The organism is Salinisphaera dokdonensis CL-ES53 (assembly GCF_040361215.1).
Taxonomy (GTDB): Bacteria; Pseudomonadota; Gammaproteobacteria; order Nevskiales; family Salinisphaeraceae; genus Salinisphaera; species Salinisphaera dokdonensis.
In genome coordinates this window covers 421,787-443,638 of sequence record NZ_APND01000003.1, presented here as the reverse complement: position 1 = coordinate 443,638, position 21,852 = coordinate 421,787, and the positions used below count along the sequence as shown (strand labels likewise).

Annotated in this window: 18 protein-coding genes; 13 read left to right on the top strand and 5 right to left on the bottom strand. The window is 62.4% G+C overall.

Going from position 1 to position 21,852, the window contains the following annotated elements:
* Window positions 1-205 precede the first annotated feature (205 nt).
* The 11 genes from SADO_RS11605 (at window position 206) to SADO_RS11555 (ending at window position 15,125) form a co-directional block, all read left to right on the top strand.
* Window positions 206-1,198, top strand: a complete 993-nt coding sequence (locus SADO_RS11605; protein ID WP_353111509.1) for a zinc-dependent alcohol dehydrogenase family protein — start codon at window positions 206-208, stop codon at window positions 1,196-1,198.
* A 276-nt stretch (window positions 1,199-1,474) separates the two neighbouring features.
* Window positions 1,475-2,158: a type 1 glutamine amidotransferase domain-containing protein gene (locus SADO_RS11600; RefSeq protein ID WP_353111507.1), complete on the top strand. Its 684-nt coding sequence runs from the start codon at window positions 1,475-1,477 to the stop codon at window positions 2,156-2,158.
* A gap of 94 nt (window positions 2,159-2,252) precedes the next feature.
* Window positions 2,253-2,720, top strand: coding sequence for a GNAT family N-acetyltransferase (locus SADO_RS11595; RefSeq protein ID WP_353111505.1), 468 nt, complete (start codon window positions 2,253-2,255; stop codon window positions 2,718-2,720).
* A gap of 9 nt (window positions 2,721-2,729) precedes the next feature.
* A complete protein-coding gene (locus tag SADO_RS11590; protein ID WP_353111503.1) occupies window positions 2,730-4,217 on the top strand; it encodes a RimK family ATP-grasp domain-containing protein in 1,488 nt (495 codons plus the stop codon).
* A gap of 112 nt (window positions 4,218-4,329) precedes the next feature.
* Window positions 4,330-6,498: a malate synthase G gene (locus SADO_RS11585; protein ID WP_353111501.1), complete on the top strand. Its 2,169-nt coding sequence runs from the start codon at window positions 4,330-4,332 to the stop codon at window positions 6,496-6,498.
* 289 nt (window positions 6,499-6,787) lie between these two features.
* Window positions 6,788-7,057, top strand: coding sequence for a DUF4212 domain-containing protein (locus tag SADO_RS11580; protein WP_353111499.1), 270 nt, complete (start codon window positions 6,788-6,790; stop codon window positions 7,055-7,057).
* 9 nt (window positions 7,058-7,066) lie between these two features.
* Complete coding sequence (locus SADO_RS11575; protein WP_353111497.1) at window positions 7,067-8,839, top strand: sodium:solute symporter family protein; 1,773 nt, start codon at window positions 7,067-7,069, stop codon at window positions 8,837-8,839.
* A 222-nt stretch (window positions 8,840-9,061) separates the two neighbouring features.
* Window positions 9,062-10,318, top strand: coding sequence for a DUF445 family protein (locus SADO_RS11570; RefSeq protein ID WP_353111495.1), 1,257 nt, complete (start codon window positions 9,062-9,064; stop codon window positions 10,316-10,318).
* A 34-nt stretch (window positions 10,319-10,352) separates the two neighbouring features.
* Window positions 10,353-11,096, top strand: a complete 744-nt coding sequence (locus tag SADO_RS11565; RefSeq protein ID WP_353111493.1) for an Abi-alpha family protein — start codon at window positions 10,353-10,355, stop codon at window positions 11,094-11,096.
* 173 nt (window positions 11,097-11,269) lie between these two features.
* Entirely contained in the window at window positions 11,270-14,131 is a 2,862-nt protein-coding gene (locus tag SADO_RS11560) for an EAL domain-containing protein (RefSeq protein ID WP_353111491.1), read from the top strand.
* A gap of 151 nt (window positions 14,132-14,282) precedes the next feature.
* Window positions 14,283-15,125 carry a M23 family metallopeptidase gene (locus SADO_RS11555; RefSeq protein WP_353111489.1) on the top strand — a complete coding sequence of 281 codons (843 nt, stop codon included), beginning with the start codon at window positions 14,283-14,285 and terminating at the stop codon, window positions 15,123-15,125.
* Between the two features lie 21 nt (window positions 15,126-15,146).
* Here the strand turns inward: SADO_RS11555 and SADO_RS11550 are convergent, their stop codons facing one another.
* Genes SADO_RS11550 through purD form a run of 4 tightly spaced genes read right to left on the bottom strand, consistent with a single transcriptional unit; the run spans window position 15,147 to window position 19,628 of the window.
* A complete protein-coding gene (locus tag SADO_RS11550; protein WP_353111487.1) occupies window positions 15,147-16,145 on the bottom strand; it encodes an alpha-L-glutamate ligase-like protein in 999 nt (332 codons plus the stop codon).
* On the bottom strand, window positions 16,142-17,683 hold the full coding sequence (locus SADO_RS11545) for an inactive transglutaminase family protein (RefSeq protein ID WP_353111485.1): 1,542 nt from the start codon (window positions 17,681-17,683) through the stop codon (window positions 16,142-16,144). The genes SADO_RS11550 and SADO_RS11545 overlap by 4 nt, the downstream gene beginning before the upstream one ends.
* 18 nt (window positions 17,684-17,701) lie before the next feature.
* Entirely contained in the window at window positions 17,702-18,265 is a 564-nt protein-coding gene (rloA3, locus tag SADO_RS11540) for a retropepsin-like aspartic peptidase RloA3 (RefSeq protein ID WP_353111483.1), read from the bottom strand.
* A gap of 52 nt (window positions 18,266-18,317) precedes the next feature.
* Complete coding sequence (gene purD / locus SADO_RS11535; protein WP_353111481.1) at window positions 18,318-19,628, bottom strand: phosphoribosylamine--glycine ligase; 1,311 nt, start codon at window positions 19,626-19,628, stop codon at window positions 18,318-18,320.
* 191 nt (window positions 19,629-19,819) lie between these two features.
* Here purD and SADO_RS11530 point away from each other — a divergent pair, with 191 nt between their 5' ends.
* Both SADO_RS11530 and SADO_RS11525 read left to right on the top strand, forming a co-directional pair.
* Window positions 19,820-20,632, top strand: a complete 813-nt coding sequence (locus SADO_RS11530) for a UDP-2,3-diacylglucosamine diphosphatase (RefSeq protein ID WP_353111479.1) — start codon at window positions 19,820-19,822, stop codon at window positions 20,630-20,632.
* A gap of 59 nt (window positions 20,633-20,691) precedes the next feature.
* Complete coding sequence (locus SADO_RS11525) at window positions 20,692-21,225, top strand: NUDIX hydrolase (protein ID WP_353111477.1); 534 nt, start codon at window positions 20,692-20,694, stop codon at window positions 21,223-21,225.
* Here the strand turns inward: SADO_RS11525 and SADO_RS11520 are convergent.
* Window positions 21,182-21,832, bottom strand: a complete 651-nt coding sequence (locus SADO_RS11520) for a 4'-phosphopantetheinyl transferase family protein (protein WP_353111475.1) — start codon at window positions 21,830-21,832, stop codon at window positions 21,182-21,184. The two genes, SADO_RS11525 and SADO_RS11520, sit on opposite strands and share 44 nt — an antisense overlap.
* Window positions 21,833-21,852 lie beyond the last annotated feature (20 nt).

Here is a 21,852-nt window from a genome sequence, read left to right as displayed (position 1 = left end):
AGAACGTGGCGACCGACCCTCCGTGGAGCGTCGCTGGTTTGGTCTTTTAGCTTGATTAACCAGCTGGTCGATACCATCGACCGTTGTATGGCGCAGTCTTCGTTGTGCCCTCTGTCTTGATTCGACCCATCGGCCGCGTTGCGGGCGGCGAGTCGACCATTCTGTATTGGCGGTCGCGAGTGTGCGTGCCGCTTAAGGAGCCAACATGACCCAGGCAATACGTTTCCATGAAACCGGTGGTCCGGACGTTCTCAAGTTCGAGGATGTCGAGGTCGGCCAGCCCGGCGAAGGCGAGGTGCGCGTGCGTGTCGAGGCGATCGGCCTCAACCGCGCCGAGGTGATGTTCCGCTACGGCCAGTATCTGGAAGACCCGAAACTGCCGGCCGGGCTCGGCTATGAAGGCGCGGGCGTTGTCGAAGCGGTCGGCGCCGGCGTCGACGGCATTGCCGAAGGCGACGCGGTCAGCGTCATGCCGGCGTTCTCCATGAACGACTACAACTTCTATGCCGAACAGGCGATCGTGCCGGCCCATGCGGTGACGCCGCGGCCGAAGGGTCTCGACGCGGTCCAGGCCTCGGCGGTGTGGATGCCATATCTGACTGCCTACGGCGCGCTGATCGATCTGGGCAATCTGTCGAAAGGCGAGGCGATCGTCATTCCGGCGGCCTCCAGCAGCGTCGGCTTGGCGGCGATCCAGATCGCCAACAGCGTCGGCGCGATCTCGATCGCGGCTACACGCACCGCGGACAAGGCCGATGCCCTGCGCGCGGCCGGCGCGGCGCATGTGATCGTCACCGAGGAACAGGATCTCGCGGCCGAGGTGATGAAGATCACCGATGGTGCGGGCGCGCGCCTGGCCTTCGATCCGGTCGCCGGGCCGATGGTGGAAACGCTCGCCAATGCCATGGGCCAGGGCGGCACGATCTTCGAATACGGCGCGCTCAGCGGCGATGCCACCCCGTTTCCGCTGTTCGCCGCGCTCGGCAAGGGCCTGTCGGTGCGCGGCTACACGCTGTTCGAGGTGGTCGGCGATGCCGATCGTATGGCGCGCGCCAAGGACTTTATCTACAAGGGCGTCGAAGCAGGCGATCTGGTGCCGACCGTGGATCGCACCTTCGCGTTTGCCGATATGGTCGAGGCGCACAAGTACATGGAATCCAACCAGCAGCTTGGCAAGATCGTGGTAACGCTCGGCTAGTGCGATGAAATGGGCACGGCGCATTGCGTTGCGCAGTGTCGTTATCAAAATTTCCAGCTACTGGCGCGACCCCGGTTTGCCGTAATTCGGCGGCCGGGGCTTCTTGCGCCAGGCGGTTGCGCCCTGGCCGGCCAGCGGGTCGGCCAGGGCATTACTAGCGGCAGCGACTGGGCCGTGCAGCGGTCCGGTTTGCGCTGGCGCCCATTGCCATGGGCGCTTGTTTAGCGTCAGGCCTGCCCGCATCAATGGAGTGTTGCTCAAACGATAGAGACAGTCATGAAGATCCTGATGGTGCTTACCTCGCACAGCACGCTCGGCGACACCGGCAAGCCGACCGGCTTTTGGCTCGAAGAATTCGCCGCGCCGTACTACGCCTTTGTCGATGGCGGTGCCGACGTGGTGCTGGCGTCGCCGGCCGGCGGCGCGCCGCCGCTGGATCCCGCCAGCGATGGTGACGACGCCCAGACCGACGCCACCCGTCGTTTCAAGGAAGATGCGGCCGCGCAGCAGGCGCTCGCCGCGACCCACAAGCTGGCCGAAGTCGCCAATGACCGTTACGACGCGGTCTTCTATCCCGGCGGCCACGGCCCGCTCTGGGATCTGACCGAGGATCGCGATTCCATCGATCTGATCGAGCGCAGCTATGGCCAGGGCACACCGCTTGGCCTCGTATGTCATGCGCCTGGCGTACTGCGGCATGCGAAGAACGCCAGCGGCGGGCCGCTCGTGCATGGGCTGAAGGTGACCGGTTTCACCAACACGGAAGAGGACGCCGTCGGCCTGTCGGAGATCGTGCCGTTCAAGGTCGAGGACATGCTCGTCGACAACGGCGGTAACTTTTCCCGCGGCGACGACTGGGCCTCGCACGTCGTGGTGGCCGGCAATCTGGTGACCGGTCAAAACCCGGGTTCCTCGGCATCGGCAGCGCGCACGTTGTTGGCCCAGTTGCAGCCGAAATAGCGACTTGCGGCTCTTTTTGAAGGGCTGTCGAATATCGCTGGAACAGGGCGGATCGCGGCGTATACTCGCGTGAATGATGCAACGCGATGACGCTGTGATCCGCCCTGCGACGCTGGCCGATCTGGACGGCGTGCATGCGCTCGAGCAGGCCTGTTTCGATACGGATGCCCAGAGCCGACGCAGCCTGCGTTATCTGATCAGCCGGGCGCGGTCGGATTTTCTGATCGTGCTCGCTGCGGGACACGTCGTGGCCGACGTGATCGTGCTCTATCGTCGCAATGCGGGCGTTGCCCGACTGTATTCGATTGCCGTGGGCGATGCGGCACGCGGGCGCGGGCTTGGCCTGACGTTGCTGGGTGAAGCCGAGATCGCGGCCGTGGGGCGAGGCTGCCACGCGCTGCGCGCAGAAGCGCGACAGGCCAACAAGGCGTCCCGGACGTTGTTCTCGCGGGCAGGCTATTGCGAGCGCGAACGCCTGCCGGGCTATTACCCGGCCCGAGCCCGCGAGACCGCGCGCGAAGATGGCATCCGTCTGGAAAAGCTTCTCAACCCTACCGAGTAGATCCCGCCCATGGCAGAACCGATACTGGTCGTCGAATCCCTGCGCGACTGGAAAGCGCCGGCACCGGCCGTAAGACTGGTGCTGGCCGATGATTATCTCGGCGACCCGGCCTTTGCCGAGGCCGAGCCGCACGTTATCAATCTTTGCCGTAGCACCCGCTATCAGAGTCTGGGCTACTACTGTTCGCTACTCGCCGAGGCGCGTGGCCATCGCGTGCTGGCGTCGGTCGCGACCTTGCAGGATCTGTCGCGCAAGATTCTATATGGCAGCGAAATCCCGGCGCTGGCGCAGTATCTCGATACGCTGGATACCGAACAGCGCTCGACGCTGCCCGATCATTTCCATGTCTTTCTCGGCCAGTGCGAAGACCCGCTGCTCGCGCCGTTGGCACGACGGGTATTCGAGCAATTCGCCGTGCCGTTGCTGCGTGTCGAACTCCGACATCGCCAGGGCCAGGTATCGGTCGCGGGATTACGCACGCTGTCGATTCGTTCGCTTGAGCAGGACGAGGCCGACTTTCTCGGGCGGGCGGTCGATGCCCATGTGGCCCAGGGTTGGCGTAGCGCGCGCAAGCGTCGTGCGGCGCGTTTCGATGTCGCGATGCTGGTGGACCGCGACGATCCGCAGCCGCCATCCAACCCCGAAGCGTTGGAGAATTTCGTGGCGGCGGGGCGCCGCCTGGGTCTGGAGGTCGAAATCGTCGGCCGACGCGATTTCGGCCGCCTGGCCGAGTTCGATGCGCTTTTCATCCGCGAAACCACGCGTCTGGCCCATCACACCTATGCCTTCTCGCGCCGCGCCGAGCGCGAGGGGCTGGTGGTCATGGACGACCCGACGTCGATCCTGCGCTGTACGAACAAGGTGTACCTCGCCGAGCTGTTGACTCGCTACAAGGTCGCCGCGCCCAAGGCCTGCATCTTCGGCGAGCGTGAAGTCGAGCGGCTGCCCGAGCTACTGGGTTTTCCCATGGTACTCAAGGCGCCAGAAGGCGCGTTCTCCAAGGGCGTGTTCAAGGCAGCGAATCGCGAGGAACTGGCCGAGATCGCCGCACGCCTGCTCGATGATTCGGAGTTGGCGCTGGCCCAGGAGTTCATGCCCACGGAGTTCGACTGGCGTGTCGGCGTTCTGGCGGGTGAGCCACTCTACGTGTGCCAGTACGCCATGGCTGGTGGCCACTGGCAGATCGTCAAGCACGGTGAAGACGGCGACTACAGCGAAGGCGATTCGGCGACGCTCGCGGTAGAAGACGCGCCGCCCGAAGTGGTGGACGCAGCAGTGCGCGCCGCCAATCTGATTGGCGATGGCTTGTACGGCGTGGATCTCAAGCAGACCGCCGACGGCATCCGCGTGATCGAGGTCAACGACAACCCGAGTATCGATGCCGGCATTGAGGACGCCGTACTGGGTGACGGCCTTTATGACCGGATCATGGGCGAGTTTCTACACCGCCTGAAACGACGCACGCGGGTGCGCGGTCGCCCACGCGCCCAGCCGTAAGTGCCATGGCACGCCGTGCGCCTTGCCCGGCGGGCCTTTGATATGATGCGCGTCTGTTGATTCTGCGTAGCCGCGGCACAGCGGCTGCGATTGACATGAATAAAGGCGTTATATGACTGACCGTATCGAAAAAGCGGGCCTGCAGATCGGCAAGCCCCTGCATGATCTGATCGAAAAAGCACTGCCGGGCACCGGTGTCGATCCCGACACCTTCTGGCAAACGCTGGCCTCGCTGGTCGCCGAATTCGGCCCGCGTAACGCCCAGCTGCTGCGCCATCGGCGTGAAATCCAGGAGACCCTGGACAAGTGGCACCGCGAACACCGCGGAGACGCCTTTGACGCCGGCGAATACCGCAAGCTGCTCGAGGAACTCGAATACCTGGTCGGCGACGTGGAGGACTTCAAGGTCTCCTCCGACAACGTCGATCCCGAGATCGCCACCGTGCCAGGCCCGCAGCTGGTGGTGCCGATCACCAACGCGCGCTTCTCGCTCAACGCCGCGAACGCGCGCTGGGGCAGCCTCTATGACGCGCTCTATGGCGCGGACATCATTCCCGAGGACAACGGCGCCGAGAAGGGCACGAGCTATAACCCGAAGCGTGGCGCCAAGGTGGTCGAATGGGCCGCCAAGTTCCTCGACGACACCTTCCCGCTGGCCGACGGCTCACACGCCGACGCGACGGCCTATCGCATCGACAACAACACGCTGGCCGTGGACGTGGGCGACAGCCACACCACGCTCAAGGACAGCAAGCAGTTCGCCGGCTACCAGGGCGACCCGTCCGCGCCGAAGGCCGTGCTGCTGACGCATAACGGTCTGCATTCGGAAATCCAGATCGATTCGGATCATCCGATCGGCAAGGATCACGCCGCCGGCATGAAGGACGTGCTGATGGAAGCGGCCGTCACCGCGATTCAGGATTGCGAGGACTCGGTTGCCGCGGTGGACGCCGAGGACAAGGCGCTCGTCTACGGCAACTGGCTGGGCCTGATGAAGGGCGATCTCGAGGAGAAGGTCGAGAAGGGTGGCAAGACCATCACCCGCAAGCTCAACGACGACCGTGAGTACACGGGCGCCGACGGCGCCAAGCTGACCCTGCCGGGTCGAAGCCTCATGCTCGTGCGCAACGTCGGTCATCTGATGACCACGCCGGCGGTGCTCGATGCCGAGGGCAACGAGATCCCGGAAGGCATTCTCGACGCGCTATGCACCGGCACGATCGCGCTGCATGACCTCAAGCGCAACGGCCCGCGCACCAACAGCCGCGCCGGCAGCGTTTACATCGTCAAGCCCAAGATGCACGGCCCGGCCGAGGTCAACTTCACGGTCGAGCTGTTCGAGGCGGTCGAGAAGGCGACCGGCATGGCGCCCAACACCCTCAAGGTGGGCATCATGGACGAAGAGCGTCGCACCACGCTTAACCTCAAGGCCTGCATCAAGGAAGCGCGCGAGCGCACCATCTTCATCAACACCGGCTTCCTCGATCGCACCGGCGACGAGATGCATACCTCGATGGAAGCTGGCCCGATGCTGCCCAAGGGCGAGATGAAGGCGCAGCCCTGGCTCAAGGCCTATGAAGACAACAACGTCGACACGGGCCTGCAGTGTGGTCTGCGCGGCAAGGCGCAGATCGGCAAGGGCATGTGGCCGGCGCCGGACAACATGGCCGACATGATGGAAGCCAAGATCGGCCATCCCAAGGCCGGCGCCAACTGTGCCTGGGTGCCGTCGCCGACTGCCGCCACGCTGCACGCCATCCACTATCACCGTTGTGACGTGCTGGATCGTCAGGCCGAGCTGGAATCGCGCCACGAGGATTACATCAGTGATCTGCTCACCATCCCGCTGCTGGATCGCGAGTTGTCGGCCGACGAGATCCAGAAGGAGCTCGACAACAACTGCCAGGGGATCCTGGGTTATGTCGTACGCTGGGTCGACCACGGCGTGGGCTGCTCGAAAGTGCCGGACATCAGCGACACCCAGCTCATGGAAGACCGGGCGACCTGCCGTATCTCGTCGCAGCATGTCGCTAACTGGCTGCATCACGGCGTGGCCAGCGAGCAGCAGGTCCGCGAGACCCTGCAGCGCATGGCAGAAGTGGTGGACCGCCAGAACGAGGGCGATTCGGAGTACCAGAACATGGCGCCGAACTTCGACGATTCGATCGCCTTCCAGGCGGCATCCGACCTGATCTTCAAGGGTCTGGAGCAGCCGTCCGGTTACACCGAACCGGTCCTGCATGCGCGCCGCCTCGAACTCAAGGCCAAGCGCGCCGGCTGATCGATTCGTCGATCGTCGTCATCGAAAAAAGCCCGGCTCAGGCCGGGCTTTTTTTATGCCTGTCATTTCAGTTGTGCGGGCTCAATTCGTTGTCTTCTGGATGGGCTGCATGCTCGGCCGCTAATCGTGTTGCTGTATCAGCCATGCCTGCATCGTACAGGGGAAAAGTGATAAACACGTTCTGATAGAGCCTGCTTGCGCAAATGGTTGAATAGCCGAAAGTCTCATTGTCCCTTGCCGTTAGCTGAACGAGGATGATCGAGGACAATTCATAACAATGGAGGGGGATATGTCCGATCGGTCATCCGGTGCGGCGGACGCTTATTGGCGCGCCAATATCCAGTTAGTACTCAAGCTCCTCGTCGTCTGGTTCGTGGTCTCCTATGGCTGCGGCATTCTTCTGGTCGACGTTTTGAACAATTTCCATATCGGCGGCTACCCGCTGGGTTATTTCTTTGCCCAGCAGGGCGCGATCTACGTGTTTCTGTTCCTGATCTTTTTCTATGCGTTCCGCATGAACAAGCTGGATCAGAAATTCGGCGTCGACGAAAAAGAATAGGGAAGGGGCATGGATACACAAACCTGGATATATCTGGCGGTTGGCGGCAGTTTTCTGCTGTACTTCGTTATCGCCATCGTCTCCCGGGCGGGTAGCACCGAGGAGTTTTATGTCGCCGGCGGCGGTGTAGGCCCTGTCGCAAACGGCATGGCCACCGCGGCGGACTGGATGAGTGCCGCCTCGTTCATCTCCATGGCTGGCCTTATCGCGTTTCTGGGCTATAACGCATCGCCCTACCTGATGGGCTGGACGGGTGGCTTCGTGCTGCTCGCCCTGCTGCTTGCGCCTTACCTGCGCAAGTTCGGCAGCTTCACGGTGCCGGCGTTCATCGGTGCACGGTACTACTCGAACGTTGCGCGCACGGTGGCAGTCATCTGTTTGATCGTGGCTTCGATTACGTACGTGATCGGGCAGATGAAAGGCGTGGGCGTGGCCTTTGGCCGCTTCCTGGAAGTGGAGTTCGAAACCGGCGTGCTGATCGGCATGTTCGTGGTCTTCTTCTATGCCGTGCTCGGCGGCATGAAGGGCATTACCTATACGCAGATCGCCCAGTACATCGTGTTGATCTTCGCATTCACGGTTCCGGCCGTGTTCATCTCGATCCAGCTCACGGGCGTGCCCCTGCCGCAGATCGGCCTTGGTTCAACCATGGCGGACGGCTCCGGCGTGTTCCTGCTCGAGAAACTCGACGGGGTGATCACCGAACTTGGCTTCGACAAGTTCACAGCGCCAGAGCACTCGACGCTCAATGTGTTCATGCTCACGTTGTCGCTGATGATCGGTACGGCAGGTCTGCCGCACGTGATCATCCGCTTCTTCACCGTGCGCAAGGTCACCGACGCCCGCAAGTCGGTGGGCTGGGCACTGTTCTTCATCGCCATTCTCTACACCACGGCGCCTGCCGTGGGTGCGATGGCGCGGCTGAACCTCATGGAAACGGTGCAGACCGGACCGGTAGGCGAGGAATCGTCGAGTCTGGAATACGAGCAGCGTCCGCAGTGGTTCAAGACCTGGGAAGGCACGGGCCTGCTCGGGTTCGAGGACAAGAACGGCGACGGCCGGATTCAGTACTACAACGACAAGAATCCGGAATTCCAGGCCACGGCCGACAGCTACGGCTGGGAAGGCAACGAGATGGTCAACGTCGACCGCGACATCATGGTGCTCGCCAACCCGGAAATTGCACAGCTTCCGGCATGGGTGATCGCACTCGTGGCGGCAGGTGGCGTGGCCGCGGCATTGTCCACGGCAGCCGGTCTGTTGCTGGCGATCTCGTCGGCGATCTCGCATGACTTGCTCAAGAGCATGCTCAAGCCGGATATCAGCGAAAAGGGCGAACTCATGGCGGGACGTATCGCCATGACAGGTTCGATTCTGGTGGCCGGCTACCTGGGCATCAATCCACCGGGCTTTGCGGCCGAGGTGGTTGCACTGGCCTTCGGTCTGGCGGCTTCGTCGCTGTTCCCGGCGCTTTTGATGGGTGTGTTCTCCAAGCGCATGAACCGCGAGGGTGCCATTGCCGGCATGCTGGCGGGTCTGCTCGCGACGGTGACGTACATCTTCATCTTCAAGGGCATGTTCTTCATCCCGGGTACCAACCTGTTCCCGGATGATGCAAGTGCCTGGTTCCTGGGAATCCAGCCGGAGTCCTTCGGCGCACTGGGCGCGGCGATCAACTTCACGGTCGCGTTCCTGGTCTCGCGTGTAACGGCCGAGCCGCCTGCCGAGGTTCGGGCGCTCGTGGACGACGTGCGTATTCCGGGCGCTTTGCGCCAAGCGTAATCATCGGGTTCCAAACCGATGACAGGGCCCCGCTTCGGCGGGGCCTTTTTTATGGGCGCCCCGGTGCGAGGGCCTGGTGTGGATACGAACGTTTTCGCAAGACAGCCAGCCGGGATAACTGTATGTTGATCCGAAATGCGATCTTTTCGACTCGTCACCGTGGCGGGCGCGATCGTTATAAGAAATACACGCGCAGTGTGCAGAGTTGAGGAGACGGATCGTATGATCGATCTGGCATTTCTCGGAACGGCTACGTTCTGGAAGTATGCGTCCATGCCGTTTATCAGCGCGATAATCGGCTATATCACCAACCGGGTCGCGATCTGGATGATGTTTCATCCGATCGAGTTCTTCGGTATCTGGAAGCCGTTTCTCGGCTGGCAAGGCATCGTGCCGCGCAAGGCGGCGAAGATGTCGGCGATCGCCACGGATACGATCACCGAAAACCTGATCGACAGCGAAGAGATTTTTTCGCGTCTCGATCCCGAGGAAGTGGCCGAAAAACTCAAGGTGCCACTCAATGAGATGACCGAGGATCTGGTCGCCGAGGTGATGAAGAGCCATCACCCGGAGATCTGGGAACGCACGCCGACTGCCGCGCGCGAAACCATCGTCGCGCGCGTGCAGGCTGCCGTACCGCAGGCGATCGCGGATACCGTGCGCGACCTGCGAGTCGACGTGAATCAGGTATTCGACCTCAAGGACATGGTGGTCACCAACCTGGTGCACCACAAGGAACTGATGAATCGGATTTTCCTCGAAACCGGCAAGGAGGAGTTCAAGTTTATCGGACGGTCCGGGGCTTACTTCGGCTTCCCGCTCGGCATGATTCAGATGCTCGTCTGGATCTTCTTCCAGCCGTGGTGGCTGTTGCCCGTGTTCGGCATGTTCGTGGGCTGGTTCACGAACTGGGCCGCGCTGAAGATGATCTTCAACCCGAAAGAGAAGCACCGTATCGGGCCGTTCACCTTCCACGGCCTGTTTTTCAAGCGCCAGGAAGATGTCGCACGTGCTTACGGCGATCTGGTGGCCAACGAAGTTCTGGCCCCCGCGAATATCCTGCAACAGGTGCTCAAGGGACCCTATTCGGACCGGATATTCACCATCATCGCCCACCATGTCGGTGAGGCGATTGACGATAGCGCCGGCCCGATCCGCTCTTTTGTAAGCTGGACGGTCGGCGACGTGAACTATATTCGTCTCAAGCAGACGGCCGTCGACCGGCTGATCGCATACACGCCCGACGCGCAGGGCAGTGCGTCGCCTGCGATGCAGGAGTTCATCCGTTATACCAACGAGACCATGGCGATCGAGGAGACACTTGTCGATCGCATGCGCCAACTGTCGCCGCGCAAGTTCGAAGGCATGCTGCGGCCAGCGTTTGAAGAGGACGAATGGATTCTGATCGCCGTGGGTGCCGCGCTCGGTTTCGCGGTGGGTGTATTCCAGTTCATCGTGCTTTTCGGGGGCGGCGGCTAGCCGGGCACGCGTTTTTCGGAAGGAGTTTTACAAGGTGGATAGGAAAAAGGAGCGCTACGACGCTTTCGCGCCCGAGTTTCAGGCCGAGGACAAGGCACCTCTACCCTTGCATGTACTGCGACGCACGGCGCTTTGGCTGGGCCGTCGCCCGGTCGCCGGTATCGGCATACGCGCGCTGCGGCGCGCGGAGTACATGGCGCTCAAGGGCCTCGGTGAGCGTCTCGATCGCGCCGGCGTGACACCGGCGGACCCGCTCGGCAACGCGCCCGAGAGCGCTTATCCGGACCTGCCGGCCCAGATTTTCGCGGAGTTGCTGGACGCATCGCGGGGTACCGATCAGCAGGCCATCGAGCAGGATTTCTATGTGCGCCTGCTGCGTCAGCTCAACCCCTCGCAGGCGCGTATTCTCGTGCTCATGGCTGACGGCAGCACCTGGCCGATGGTGCATGTGAATGCCGGCATGCTGCCGGGGGTGGGATCGCATCGCGTGCTCTCCTATGCCTCGAGCGTGGGCAAGGAAGCCGGTGTGCTCCTGCGTGCCCAGGTGCCCAACTTCATTGCCCATATGTTCGCGTTGGGCCTGATTTCGGTCGGCGGCGAGGACAAGGATCTGGAGCCCGATTACGAAATTCTCGAGGCCGACACGCTCGTGCGCGATGCGATGGCGCATGTCGAAACGGATCTGAACCAGTATCCGAACATCGAGCGTTGCACAATCCAGCTCAGCGAATTCGGCGAGGCCCTGTGCGATGTCGCGCTGCCCAAGGGCGAGCCCTGATGGGGCGAAATGGGCGCGCGCCTATAAAGACGATAGAATTCTCGTAATTAGCTAGACCCGTGTGCGCGAAGGATCGGCTTTTGCCGCTGCGAAATCGGGGCGCGCCGGCCTACGCCGGATTATGGCGGGCCGGCATTCATCCTCGCGCGTATTGCGGTATTAACGAGGACAGCATGCATCAGGTCGGAATCGAAGTACTTGAACGCCACGCGCGTGGCGGGATCTGGTGGTTCGACACCGAGACCGGTGTGATCTATTGGTCCGACGGGATCTACAAGCAGCACGGTCTGAAGCGTGAGGACTACACGCCGGACCTGGAATCAGCTCTGGCCTTCTATACCGAGGAATCGCGCGCGCGACTTGAAGCGGCGCTGGCGCGAGCCACCGAGGAAGGTTCGGGCTACAGCCTCACCGTGGAAATCTGTCGGGCCGACGGCAGCCAGCGATTTGCCCAGGCGATAGGGCAGGTCGAAGAGCGACCCGGCAAGCCGCCGTTACTGGCCGGTGCGTTACTCGACGTGCATGATCAGGTGGTCGCCCAGAATGAAAGCGCCGAACGCGAGCGCCAACTCCTCGAAGAAACGACGCGATGGCGTATTGCGAGTGAGAACGCCGGCCTGGGCCTGATCGATATCGACATGGATCGTGATATCTATCGGATTTACGGACGATTCGGCTCCAGCGTGGGTCTGAGTGAGGGCGATGAGGTCGCGCTTGAGCGCGCACAATGGTTGACCTGGATCCACGAGCACGACCGTGCGCAGCGTAAGCGCCGTATCGACGCGCATCTGGCCGGCAACTCGCTGGATTATGTTTCGGAATACCGCCTGAAAGTGCCCGGCCGCGACGAAATATGGGTCAAGGAAGCGGGCCAGCAACTCGATCAGAAGAACGATCGACGCATTGTCGGCACGCTCTCGGACATCACGGCGCGCAAGCGCAGTGAAGCCGCATTGAACCAGTCGCAGCGCCGTCTACGAGAGACAATGAGCCATGCGCCGACGGGGATTGCGCTGGTTTCGCCCGAAGGGCGCTGGCTGTCGGTCAACCGGGCGCTGTGCGAAATCGTCGGCTACGACGAGATGGAGCTGCTGCGTACCACCTTTCAGGACATCACCCATCCAGACGATCTCGAAACGGATCTTGCATACGTGCACGACCTACTCGAGGGGCGTCGCCTGGATTACATGATGGAGAAGCGCTATTTCCACAAGCAGGGCCATATCGTCGACATTCAGCTCGACGTGTCCCTGCTGCGGGATGAACAAGGTGAGCCACTGTATTTCATCTCGCATATCCAGGATATTTCCGAGCGCAAGCGCGCCCATCGCCAGCTTTTCGAGGCCAAGGAACTGGCCGAGGTGACGTTCGAGGCGATCGGCGAGGGCGTTGTCCGTGTCGACGCAAACGAGGTTGTATCGGAACTCAACAGCGCCGCAGCACAACTGCTCGGCCTGCCGCGTTCCAGCATCGTGGGCAACAAATTCGGTGACGTGATTCGATTTTTCGACGCCGAAGAAGATCGTCAGCTGCCTGATCCGCTGTCGGGTGTTTTGACCGCGGGTGACCGCGTGCGGGTGCCGATCTTCACACGGCTGCAGCGCGCCGACGGCGATTTCATATCGATCGTCGATTCCATCTCGCCGATCCACGACGACACCGGCGCGATCCAGGGCGCGGTCTTCGTGTTTCAGGACATCAGCGAAGCGCGGCGCATGACCGACGAGCTGGTTCACCAGGCCAGCCATGACGCGTTGACCGGTCTGCCCAACCGGCGTGGCTTTCAGGAAGCGCTCGATCGCACCTGGGCGCGCGTCAAGCAGGGCGCGCTCAACGCCTTCGTGATGTATCTGGATCTGGATCATTTCAAGACGGTCAACGATACCGGCGGGCATTCGGCCGGCGATGAGCTGCTGCGCCAGATCGGGCTGCGCCTTCGCGCACTGCTGCGTGGCAGTGATGTGCTGTCACGCTTGGGTGGTGACGAGTTTGCGGCCATCGTGCATACGGAAGATCTGGAAGGCGCGTGCATCGTCGCCGACAAGATCGTCGCAGAGATTTCCGATCTCGATTTTGCGCATGGGGAGCGACGCTACGCCGTAGGCGTGAGCATCGGTATCGCTGCGCTTGATCGTCGTCTGGCGTCGACCGAGGCGGCCCTGATACACGCCGACGCGGCTCTGTATGTGGCCAAGGACAGCGGCCGCAATCGTTATCACGCCTATAGCGACGACAGCGAGGCCGGCGCAGAAGCATCGCGTTATATCGATACAGCCGAACTGCTGCGATCCGGGCTCGAACAGGACCGCTTCATATTGTATCTGCAAGCGATCGTCGACGATCAAGGCAGACGACTGGGCTACGAGGCGCTGCTGCGTTTTGACGGTGACGCCGGGGTTGTCGGCCCGGATGCTTTTCTTCCGACCGCCAAACGTCTGGGCATGATGGGCCGGATCGATCGCTGGGTGGTGGCCCGGGCCATTGCGCTGATCAAACACTACGAAAGCTGTGGACTCTGGCCTCACGATTGCGCCTTGAGCATCAATCTCAGCCCAGTGAGCATCGCCGATCCAAAGTTCCATACCGAACTCATTGCGCTGCTTGAGCAGAAACAGGCGAATCCGAGTCAGCTCATGTTCGAGATCACCGAGAGCGAAGCCCTTTACGGCGAGCATTATCCGCAGCTGATCCAGAACCTGCGTGACCGCGGCTACCAGGTGTGGCTCGATGACTTTGCCAGCGGTTACAACAGCTTCGACATGCTCAAGCGTGCCGCGGTGGATGGCATCAAGATCGACCGCTCTTTCGTCGGCGGGCTGGAGAAGGATCCGATCGACCGTGCCGTGGTGCGTTCTATCGGCACCGTATCGCGGGCGTTGCAGCTGGGCGTCACAGCCGAGGGCGTCGAGACCGAAGCGGTACTCGAATTGCTCAAGCGCGCGGGTATTCGTCGGTTCCAAGGTTATCTCTTTCATCGTCCTGAGCCCGCGAAGATAGCCTTGGGCGGTGCGCTGGGCGGTATCGCGAGCGGCTAACTCCCCGTGGTGCAAACCTGCCGCCTACGGTGTCGTCGTGTGGCAGGCCCGGCGTCAACGTCGGGGGAGGCGATGGGTATACCCGTTGTGGGCCCTCCAACAAGAGATCCCCGCCCATGAGTTTGAAAAAAGGCGCTGCTCAATGAAGCCCATGCGATTTTCTCCCTTAGCCCGCCTGAGCACATACGGCGCGATTCTCATGTTCGCGTTGTTGTGCAGGGTGGCAACCGCACAGGCCGACGACGAGGTCGTACTGCCGTCGCAGGTCCAGCAGGGCGCGATGGTGATTGGCAAGGTGCCGCCCGGGAGTCGCGTCGTATACGACGACCGCACGCTCGACGTGACCGACTACGGCACGATCGTGTTCGGCATCGGCCGGGATGCCAGCGGCAGTGCCGTTGTCGAGATCACGCCGCCGGGCGGCACGAGCCGACGAGCGCAGGTGGCGATCATCCCGCGTGATTTTCCGGTCGAGCGGATCAACGGCGTGCCGCCGAAGACCGTATCGCCGCCTGCAGCCGTGGCGAAGCGCATTGCCCGTGAACGCGCGCAGGTCACCAAGGCGCGGGTAACCAGCAATGATGGCCTGGGCTTCGCCGAGCATTTCATCTGGCCTGTACGCGGCCGGATCAGCGGCCGCTTCGGCAATCAGCGTGTCTACAACGGCACGCCCGGTTCGGCGCATTCCGGCATGGATATAGCGGCATCGCGCGGCACACCGGTCAAGGCGCCGGCCGCAGGCACGGTGGTGCTTGCCGAACCGGATCTGTATTTCACCGGCGGCACGATTCTGATCGACCACGGATACGGCATCGGCTCGAACTTCCTGCACCTGTCGCAACTCGATGTGGCAGTGGGCGACACCGTGGCGCAGGGCGAGGTGATCGGCGAAGTTGGCGCCACAGGCCGTGCGACCGGCCCGCATCTGCACTGGGGCATGACCTGGTTCGGCACGCGGATCGATCCGCTTCTGGTGCTGGAACGCGGCGGCTGAGCAGCGTTCTTCGAAAGCGATCTATTCGCCGAACAGTTCCTGGCCAAGCGCGACGCGTTTGGCGGCGGAGGAGGGCACGCTTTCGAGCGCACGCACCTTTTCCAGACGGCTGCGCAGGCCCATCTGATTGGCGAGCTGAATATTCAGGCCGGGACGGGCGTTGTACTCGAGCACGAGCGGCCCATGCTCGGCGTCCAGCACAACATCGACCCCCAGATAGCCCAGCTGGGTGAGATCGTAGGAGCGCGCGGACAGCTCCAGGAGCAGCTGCCAGTCGGGCACCTGAATGCCGCGCACGACGTTGCCCGAATCCGGATGTGAATCGAGCACGTTGTTGAACCAGACGCCGTCGACCGTGCAGCCGGTCGCCAGATCGATCCCGGCGCCGATAGCGCCTTGATGCAGGTTGGCCTTGCCGTCCGACTGGCGGGTGGGCAGGCGCACCATGCTGGCCACGGGCACGCCGCGAAACACGATGGTGCGGATATCGGGCACGCCCTGGAAGCTGATCGAGTCGAAGACCGCATGCGGTTTGACCCGATACTCGATAATCGCGCGGTCCGGCAGACCGCCTAGGCTGTACATGCCGGAGAGAATATTCGAGATGAAATGCTCGATCTCGCCGCGCGAAACGCTGATGCCGGACGAGCGCACGAACTGGCTGCCGCGCCGGCCGCTGATCACCATGATGCCGTTGCCGCCGGAACCTTGCGCCGGTTTGATCACGAAATCCTGATGATCACCCAGCATGTTGTCGAGATCGCGAACCTGATGCTCGGTTTCGATCACGCCGTAAAGCTCAGGCGTCGCGATACCGGCCTCGAGCGCGAGCTGCTTGGTCTTGAGCTTGTCGTCGACCAGCGGGTAGTACTTACGCTTGTTGTAAATACTGATGTAATCGCCGTTGCGCTCGTTCATGCCGAGGATGCCGAGCTTTTTCAACGTCGACGGCAGCCGCAACGGCGGGTTACGCCGAATCAGTCTCAGCCGGCTACGCCAGCTTCGTCCCACGGTACTCATCCCTTGCTGGTGATCGCGCGGGCCGCGGAGCGAAAGCGCCACAGCTCGGACAGGCGATAGCCGGTATAGCGGCCGGCCAGCAGGGTGAAGGCCAGGACCAGCAGAAGCAGTTCCGGGAACACGAAGGCGAGGTACTCGGCCAGCGGATGAGTCATGACAAGGAAGCCAACCGCGGCAACCGCGAGACTGCCCAGCCCCGAGAGCATGGCGTCCTTGGGCCCGTTTTCGTCCCAGACGATCGACATGCGCTCGATGGTCATGGCGAGAATCACCATCGGGAACAGTGCGATCGAAAGGCCGTGTTCCATGCCGAGCTTGTGGCTGACCACGGATACACCGGCCATGAGCAGAATCACGATCGTCAGCATCGAGGCCAGTCTTGGCACCAGCAACAGTTTCAATCGTTCCAGATAGAACCGGACGATCAGACCCAGTGCGACGAGCACGGAGAACAGGATGCAGCCCCACAGCAGCTCGGTTTCGCGAAAGGCGAGAGCGATCAGTACCGGCATGAAGGTACCAAAGGTACGCAGGCCGATGAAGTTGCGCAGCAGTACCACGACCAGCGCGCCCAGCGGCACGGTGAGCAGGATCTTGTAGGTGTTCTGGGTCGCGATCGGCAGCGACAGCAGCGAATATTCGAGTACGTCGGAATTGAGCAGGCGCGCGCGCTGCTGGGCGAGGCCCATGACATCGCGCGAGGTCTTGAGCGCGGAAAACTGCACGCTCGCATCGCTGGCGCCGTCTAGATCGACCAGCGGCATGTCGCCGGCGTACCAGACCAGCGCGTCGTTCGGGAAACCGGCGGCGCCGGTACGCGGGTTGAAGGCCAACCAGCGCTCACCGTTGTAGACCTCGAGCCACGGCACCAATGAGCCGTGGCGCAGGCTGCCGGATAGCGGCAGCACATGGGCGATACGGGAAGGAATACGCGCGCCGGCGAGAATGTATTGCAGCTGCTCGACCTGGGCGATACTGCTGGCGGCCTCGTCGCGCAGAACCTTCACCTCGGCTTCGGGACTCGGATCGTTGAAGCGGCGCAGCAGTTCCTGAGCGAACGACGACGTATCCGCCGAGCGCGCGCGAACGCTATCGAGCAGCGTGAAGACGGCCGCACGGACCGGGTCCGAATATTCCGGTATGTCCGGATAGGTCGGCGTCGGCAGGGTGCGATCGCGGTGGGCCGATTGATCTTCGGTCAGCACCACACGGTAATAAAGCGTTTGCGGGCCGCTGAGATTACGCGCCGCCCACTGCACCACGCGGTTCGCGCCTTCGTCATCCGTTGCCAGACCATAGCCGGCGGAGATGAAATTCTCGTCGAGCACCGAGAAGCCGGGCGGCGTCTTGGGCACGGCGAGATCGATCTTGGCGGACTGGTCTTCGCCGTTGAAGCGCACCGTCGCTTCCGCCGTCCAGACCTGCGCGCTGCTCTGCGGCGTAAGCGGCACGCCGAGACGATCAATCTTGTAGTAGCACAAGCCCAGGGCGCTGACCACGAGGATCAGCGCCAGTATTTTCAGATGGAGATCTTTCACAAGCAGCGTCCGTTGCTATCAGTCGTCGTCTTCGTCGGACGTCTTCTCGTTTTCGACAACCTTCGAATCGTGGTCGCACTCGGGTTCGTTCAGGAACGTCTCGCTTACGTCGATCAGGCCGAGATGCTTGATGGTGCGGCGGCCCAGCAGCATCGGGTAGATCATGTCGCCGCGATCACGCAGCGAGAACTGCTCTTCGTAGATGGTGTCGTTCATGCATACCTCGAGCAACACGACCGGGCGCTCGTCGCTGCCGCCGGCACCGCTGACTTCCAGCTCGCGATAAAGCGGGCGCTCGTATTCCTTGCTCACCATTTCGTCGGTGCGCTGATCCTCGACGCGGGTCTTGAACCGTACCCAGGATTCGTCGTCCTTCTTGAACGTCTCGATATCCGTAGCATGCAGCGAGGAAGTGAGGGCGCCGGTATCCAGCTTGGCTTTCAGGGTCACGCCCCAGGGCACGAGCTGAGCGTTTTCCACCCAGCCGTAAACCGTCTTGTCTTCCTTGGCGTGAACGGTGGCAGCTGCCGTGAGCAGCACGCAGAGCAGGAGCGTGTTGCTCAGGATACGAGTCGTCTTCATCAATCGGTTCCTTGCGAACGGCTTATCGCGGTGGGCTTGTCTTGAACGGTTGTTATGAGGTGCCGGACGAGCGGTTGATGGCTCGATGGCCGATATCGCGACGATACATGGCATCGCGCCAACTGATTTGCGCAACGCCAGCATAGGCGCGCGCCTGCGCCTGGGCAACGTCGTCGCCGAGCGCGCACACGCACAGCACACGGCCGCCGTCGGTACGCACGCTGCCGTCGTCGGCCAGACGGGTGCCGGCATGAAAGACCTGGACCCCGGTGGCCTCGGCGGCCTCGAGGCCGAAGATCTCGTCGCCCTTGTCGTAGCTGCCGGGATAACCGCCGGCGGCCATGACCACGCCGAGCGCGGCCTGGTTATGCCAGTCGGCCTCGGCCTCATCCAGGCGCTCGTCGAGCGCGGCTTCGATGAGATCGATGAGATCCGAGCGCAACCGCATCAGGATCGGCTGGGTTTCCGGATCGCCCAGGCGGACATTGAATTCGAGCACCCGCGCTTCGCCGGTCTCGTCGATCATCAGGCCGGCGTACAGAAAGCCGGTGAAGGCGTGGCCGTCGGCGGCCATGCCGGCGACCGTGGGCCGGATCACGCTATCCATGACGTGTTCGAAAACGGCGTCGGTCATCACCGGGGCGGGGGAGTAGGCGCCCATGCCGCCGGTGTTGGGGCCGGTATCGCCGTCGTGCGCGGCCTTGTGGTCCTGCGAACTGGCCAGCGGCAGGATGTTGTTGCCGTCGACCATGGCGATGAAACTGGCTTCCTCGCCGGTCAAAAAGGCTTCTACGACGATGCGCGCGCCGGAATCGCCAAAGGCGTTGTCCTGGAGGATGTCACGCGCGGCGTCGAGGGCTTCATCGACGGACTGGGCGAGGTAAACGCCCTTGCCAGCGGCGAGACCATCGGCCTTGACGACAATCGGTGCGCCGATCTGGCGAATATGGGCCGCGGCTTCATCGTAGTCGGTGAACACCGAATAATCGGCAGTCGGAATCGCGTGCCGCGCAAGGAAGTCCTTGGAGAACGCCTTGCTGGCTTCCAGCTGCGCGGCATCGCGGCCCGGACCGAAACAGCGCAGACCGGCTTCCTGGAACACGTCCACGATACCGTCGGCGAGCGGCGCCTCGGGGCCGATCACCGTCAAGGAAACATCGTTGTCGCATGCGAAATCGCGCAGGCCTTCGAGATCGGTCGCGGCCAGCGCAAGATTTTGTACCCCTGCCATGCGCGCGGTGCCGGCATTCCCGGGCGCCACGTAGACGTGGCTTACGCGTGAAGAGGCGGCAATCTTGACCGCGAGCGCGTGCTCGCGCCCGCCGCTGCCCACGATCAGGACTCGGTGCTGTGTCTGACTCATTTGGTGTTCGATCCGCGGTGAACGCCCCTGTACCGGCGCATGGATACGCCGGTGCCCTCGCTGCGGCGCAAGCTTAGCAAAAACGGGGACAAAAACCGTTGCGAAACGTTGTCATCGAATTGAAACGAAACCGTCACGCTGCAGTGATCTGGCGGGCTGACCATGATCGCGGGTCCGTGATGGAGAAAGCGATGAGCGACGAGAACGAAGAACGCCCGGTGCTGCGCTATCGCAGCGTATTCATATCCGATGCCCATCTGGGCACCGCGGGGAGCCAGGCCGAGTCACTGGCCGCGTTTCTCAAGCAGTGTCAGTGCGAAAAACTCTATCTGGTCGGCGACATCATCGACGGCTGGCGGCTGCAGTCGACTTTCTTCTGGCCGCAGGAACATACCAACGTCATCCGCAAGATATTGACCAAGTCCAAGCGTGGCACGCAGGTCTACTACGTGACCGGCAACCACGACGACTTTCTGCGCAAGTTCGTCGACTACGAACTGCGCATGGGCAACATCCATGTCGTCAACGACTGCATCCACGTCACCGCCGACAACCGCAAGCTGTTCGTCATCCACGGCGATCTGTTCGACGTGGTCACCCGCTACCACCGCTGGGTCGCGCGGATCGGCGATGTGGCCTATGTGACGCTGCTGCGCGCCAACCGCTACGTCAACGGCGTGCGCGCGCGGCTGGGCTATCCCTACTGGTCGCTGTCAGCCTATGCCAAGCACAAGGTCAAGTCGGCGGTGAACTTCATCAGCGAATTCGAAAAGGCCGTGGCCCACGAGTGTCGCCGGCGCGGCTTCGACGGGGTGGTCTGTGGGCATATCCATCATGCCGAGATGAAGACCATCGAAGGCGTGAGCTACTACAACTCGGGCGACTGGGTGGAATCCTGCAGCGCGCTGGTCGAGCATTTCGACGGCCGCATGGAAATCGTCTACTGGAGCGATCTGCAAAACGGCATTCAGCCGAGCAACGTCACGCCCCTGCGTGTCGCGTAGGCACGCCTGCGTGGCCCCGCGGTTAGAATGACGCGCTGTTGTTCACCCGATAGGCCGCCATGTCTGCCGATAGTACGCTCCACGAAGGCGAATTCCTGCGTCTGAAACGCCGAGACAACTGGGAATATGTTGAACGCGCCAATGCGCGCGGCGCGGTGATTATCGTTGCGCTCACCGCAGACGACGAACTGTTGCTGGTCGAGCAGCCGCGTTTCCCTATGCAGGCAAACGTGATCGAACTGCCCGCTGGCCTGGTCGGCGATATCGTCGGCGAAGAGGACGAGGCGCTGGAAGTGGCCGGCGCGCGAGAGCTCGAGGAAGAAACCGGCTATCGCCCGGCACGGCTCGAATTTCTCACCGCCGGTCCGCCCAGCGCCGGCCTCGCAAACGAGGTGATCAGCTTCTATCGCGCCTACGATCTCACCCGTATCGATGCCGGCGGCGGCGACGACAGCGAAGACATCACGCCCCACGCAGTGCCGCTGGCCGAAGTCGAATCCTGGCTGGCCGCGCAACAGCGCACTGGCAAGTATGTCGATCCGAAGATCTTCACCGGCCTGTATTTCCTGCAAGCCGATCGCTCAGGTCGCTGATTTCTACCGCCTCGATGGCCCGGTCGCTGGCGAGGCAGGCGGCGTAGCCGTCGGCGAGGGCGAGGGCGCGCAGTGGCCAGGCCCGTGCATCCAGATGTGCGGTATCGCCGTGCAGGGTGAGCGCACGAATACGCTTTAGCCCCACCCTACCACTGGCCTTGACCGTGGCCTCGCGCGCGCACCAGTAGTCGAAGAAAGCCAGCGGTTGCTGTGCGACATGCTGCTGCTCGGCTACGTCGAGCAGGCGCGCCATACGTGTCATATCACGCGGGCGCCGATATTCCACATCCAGACCGATCATGCCCTCGTCGCAAAGCGCACAAGCCACCAGTGCTTCGCTGTGCGAAATGCTGAACGCCGGCGCGCCGGCGATCTCGGGCCGGCCGGCGGGGTTGAAGCCGATACGAGCCAGGGTCTCTCCCGGATAGCCAGCGCCCATCAGCAATTGCTGCAATAGCCATAAACCCGTGCGGCTGCGGCTGCGCGCCCCCTGGCTGGCCATACGCTCGAAGCGCTCGCGATAGGCCGGTGGATCGTTGTCTGCGCCCCAGTCTAATCGCAGCGGCTGGTCGACTGCGGGCAGAAATGTGTAAACTACATGTACCACAACAAATATTCGTTAAGGTT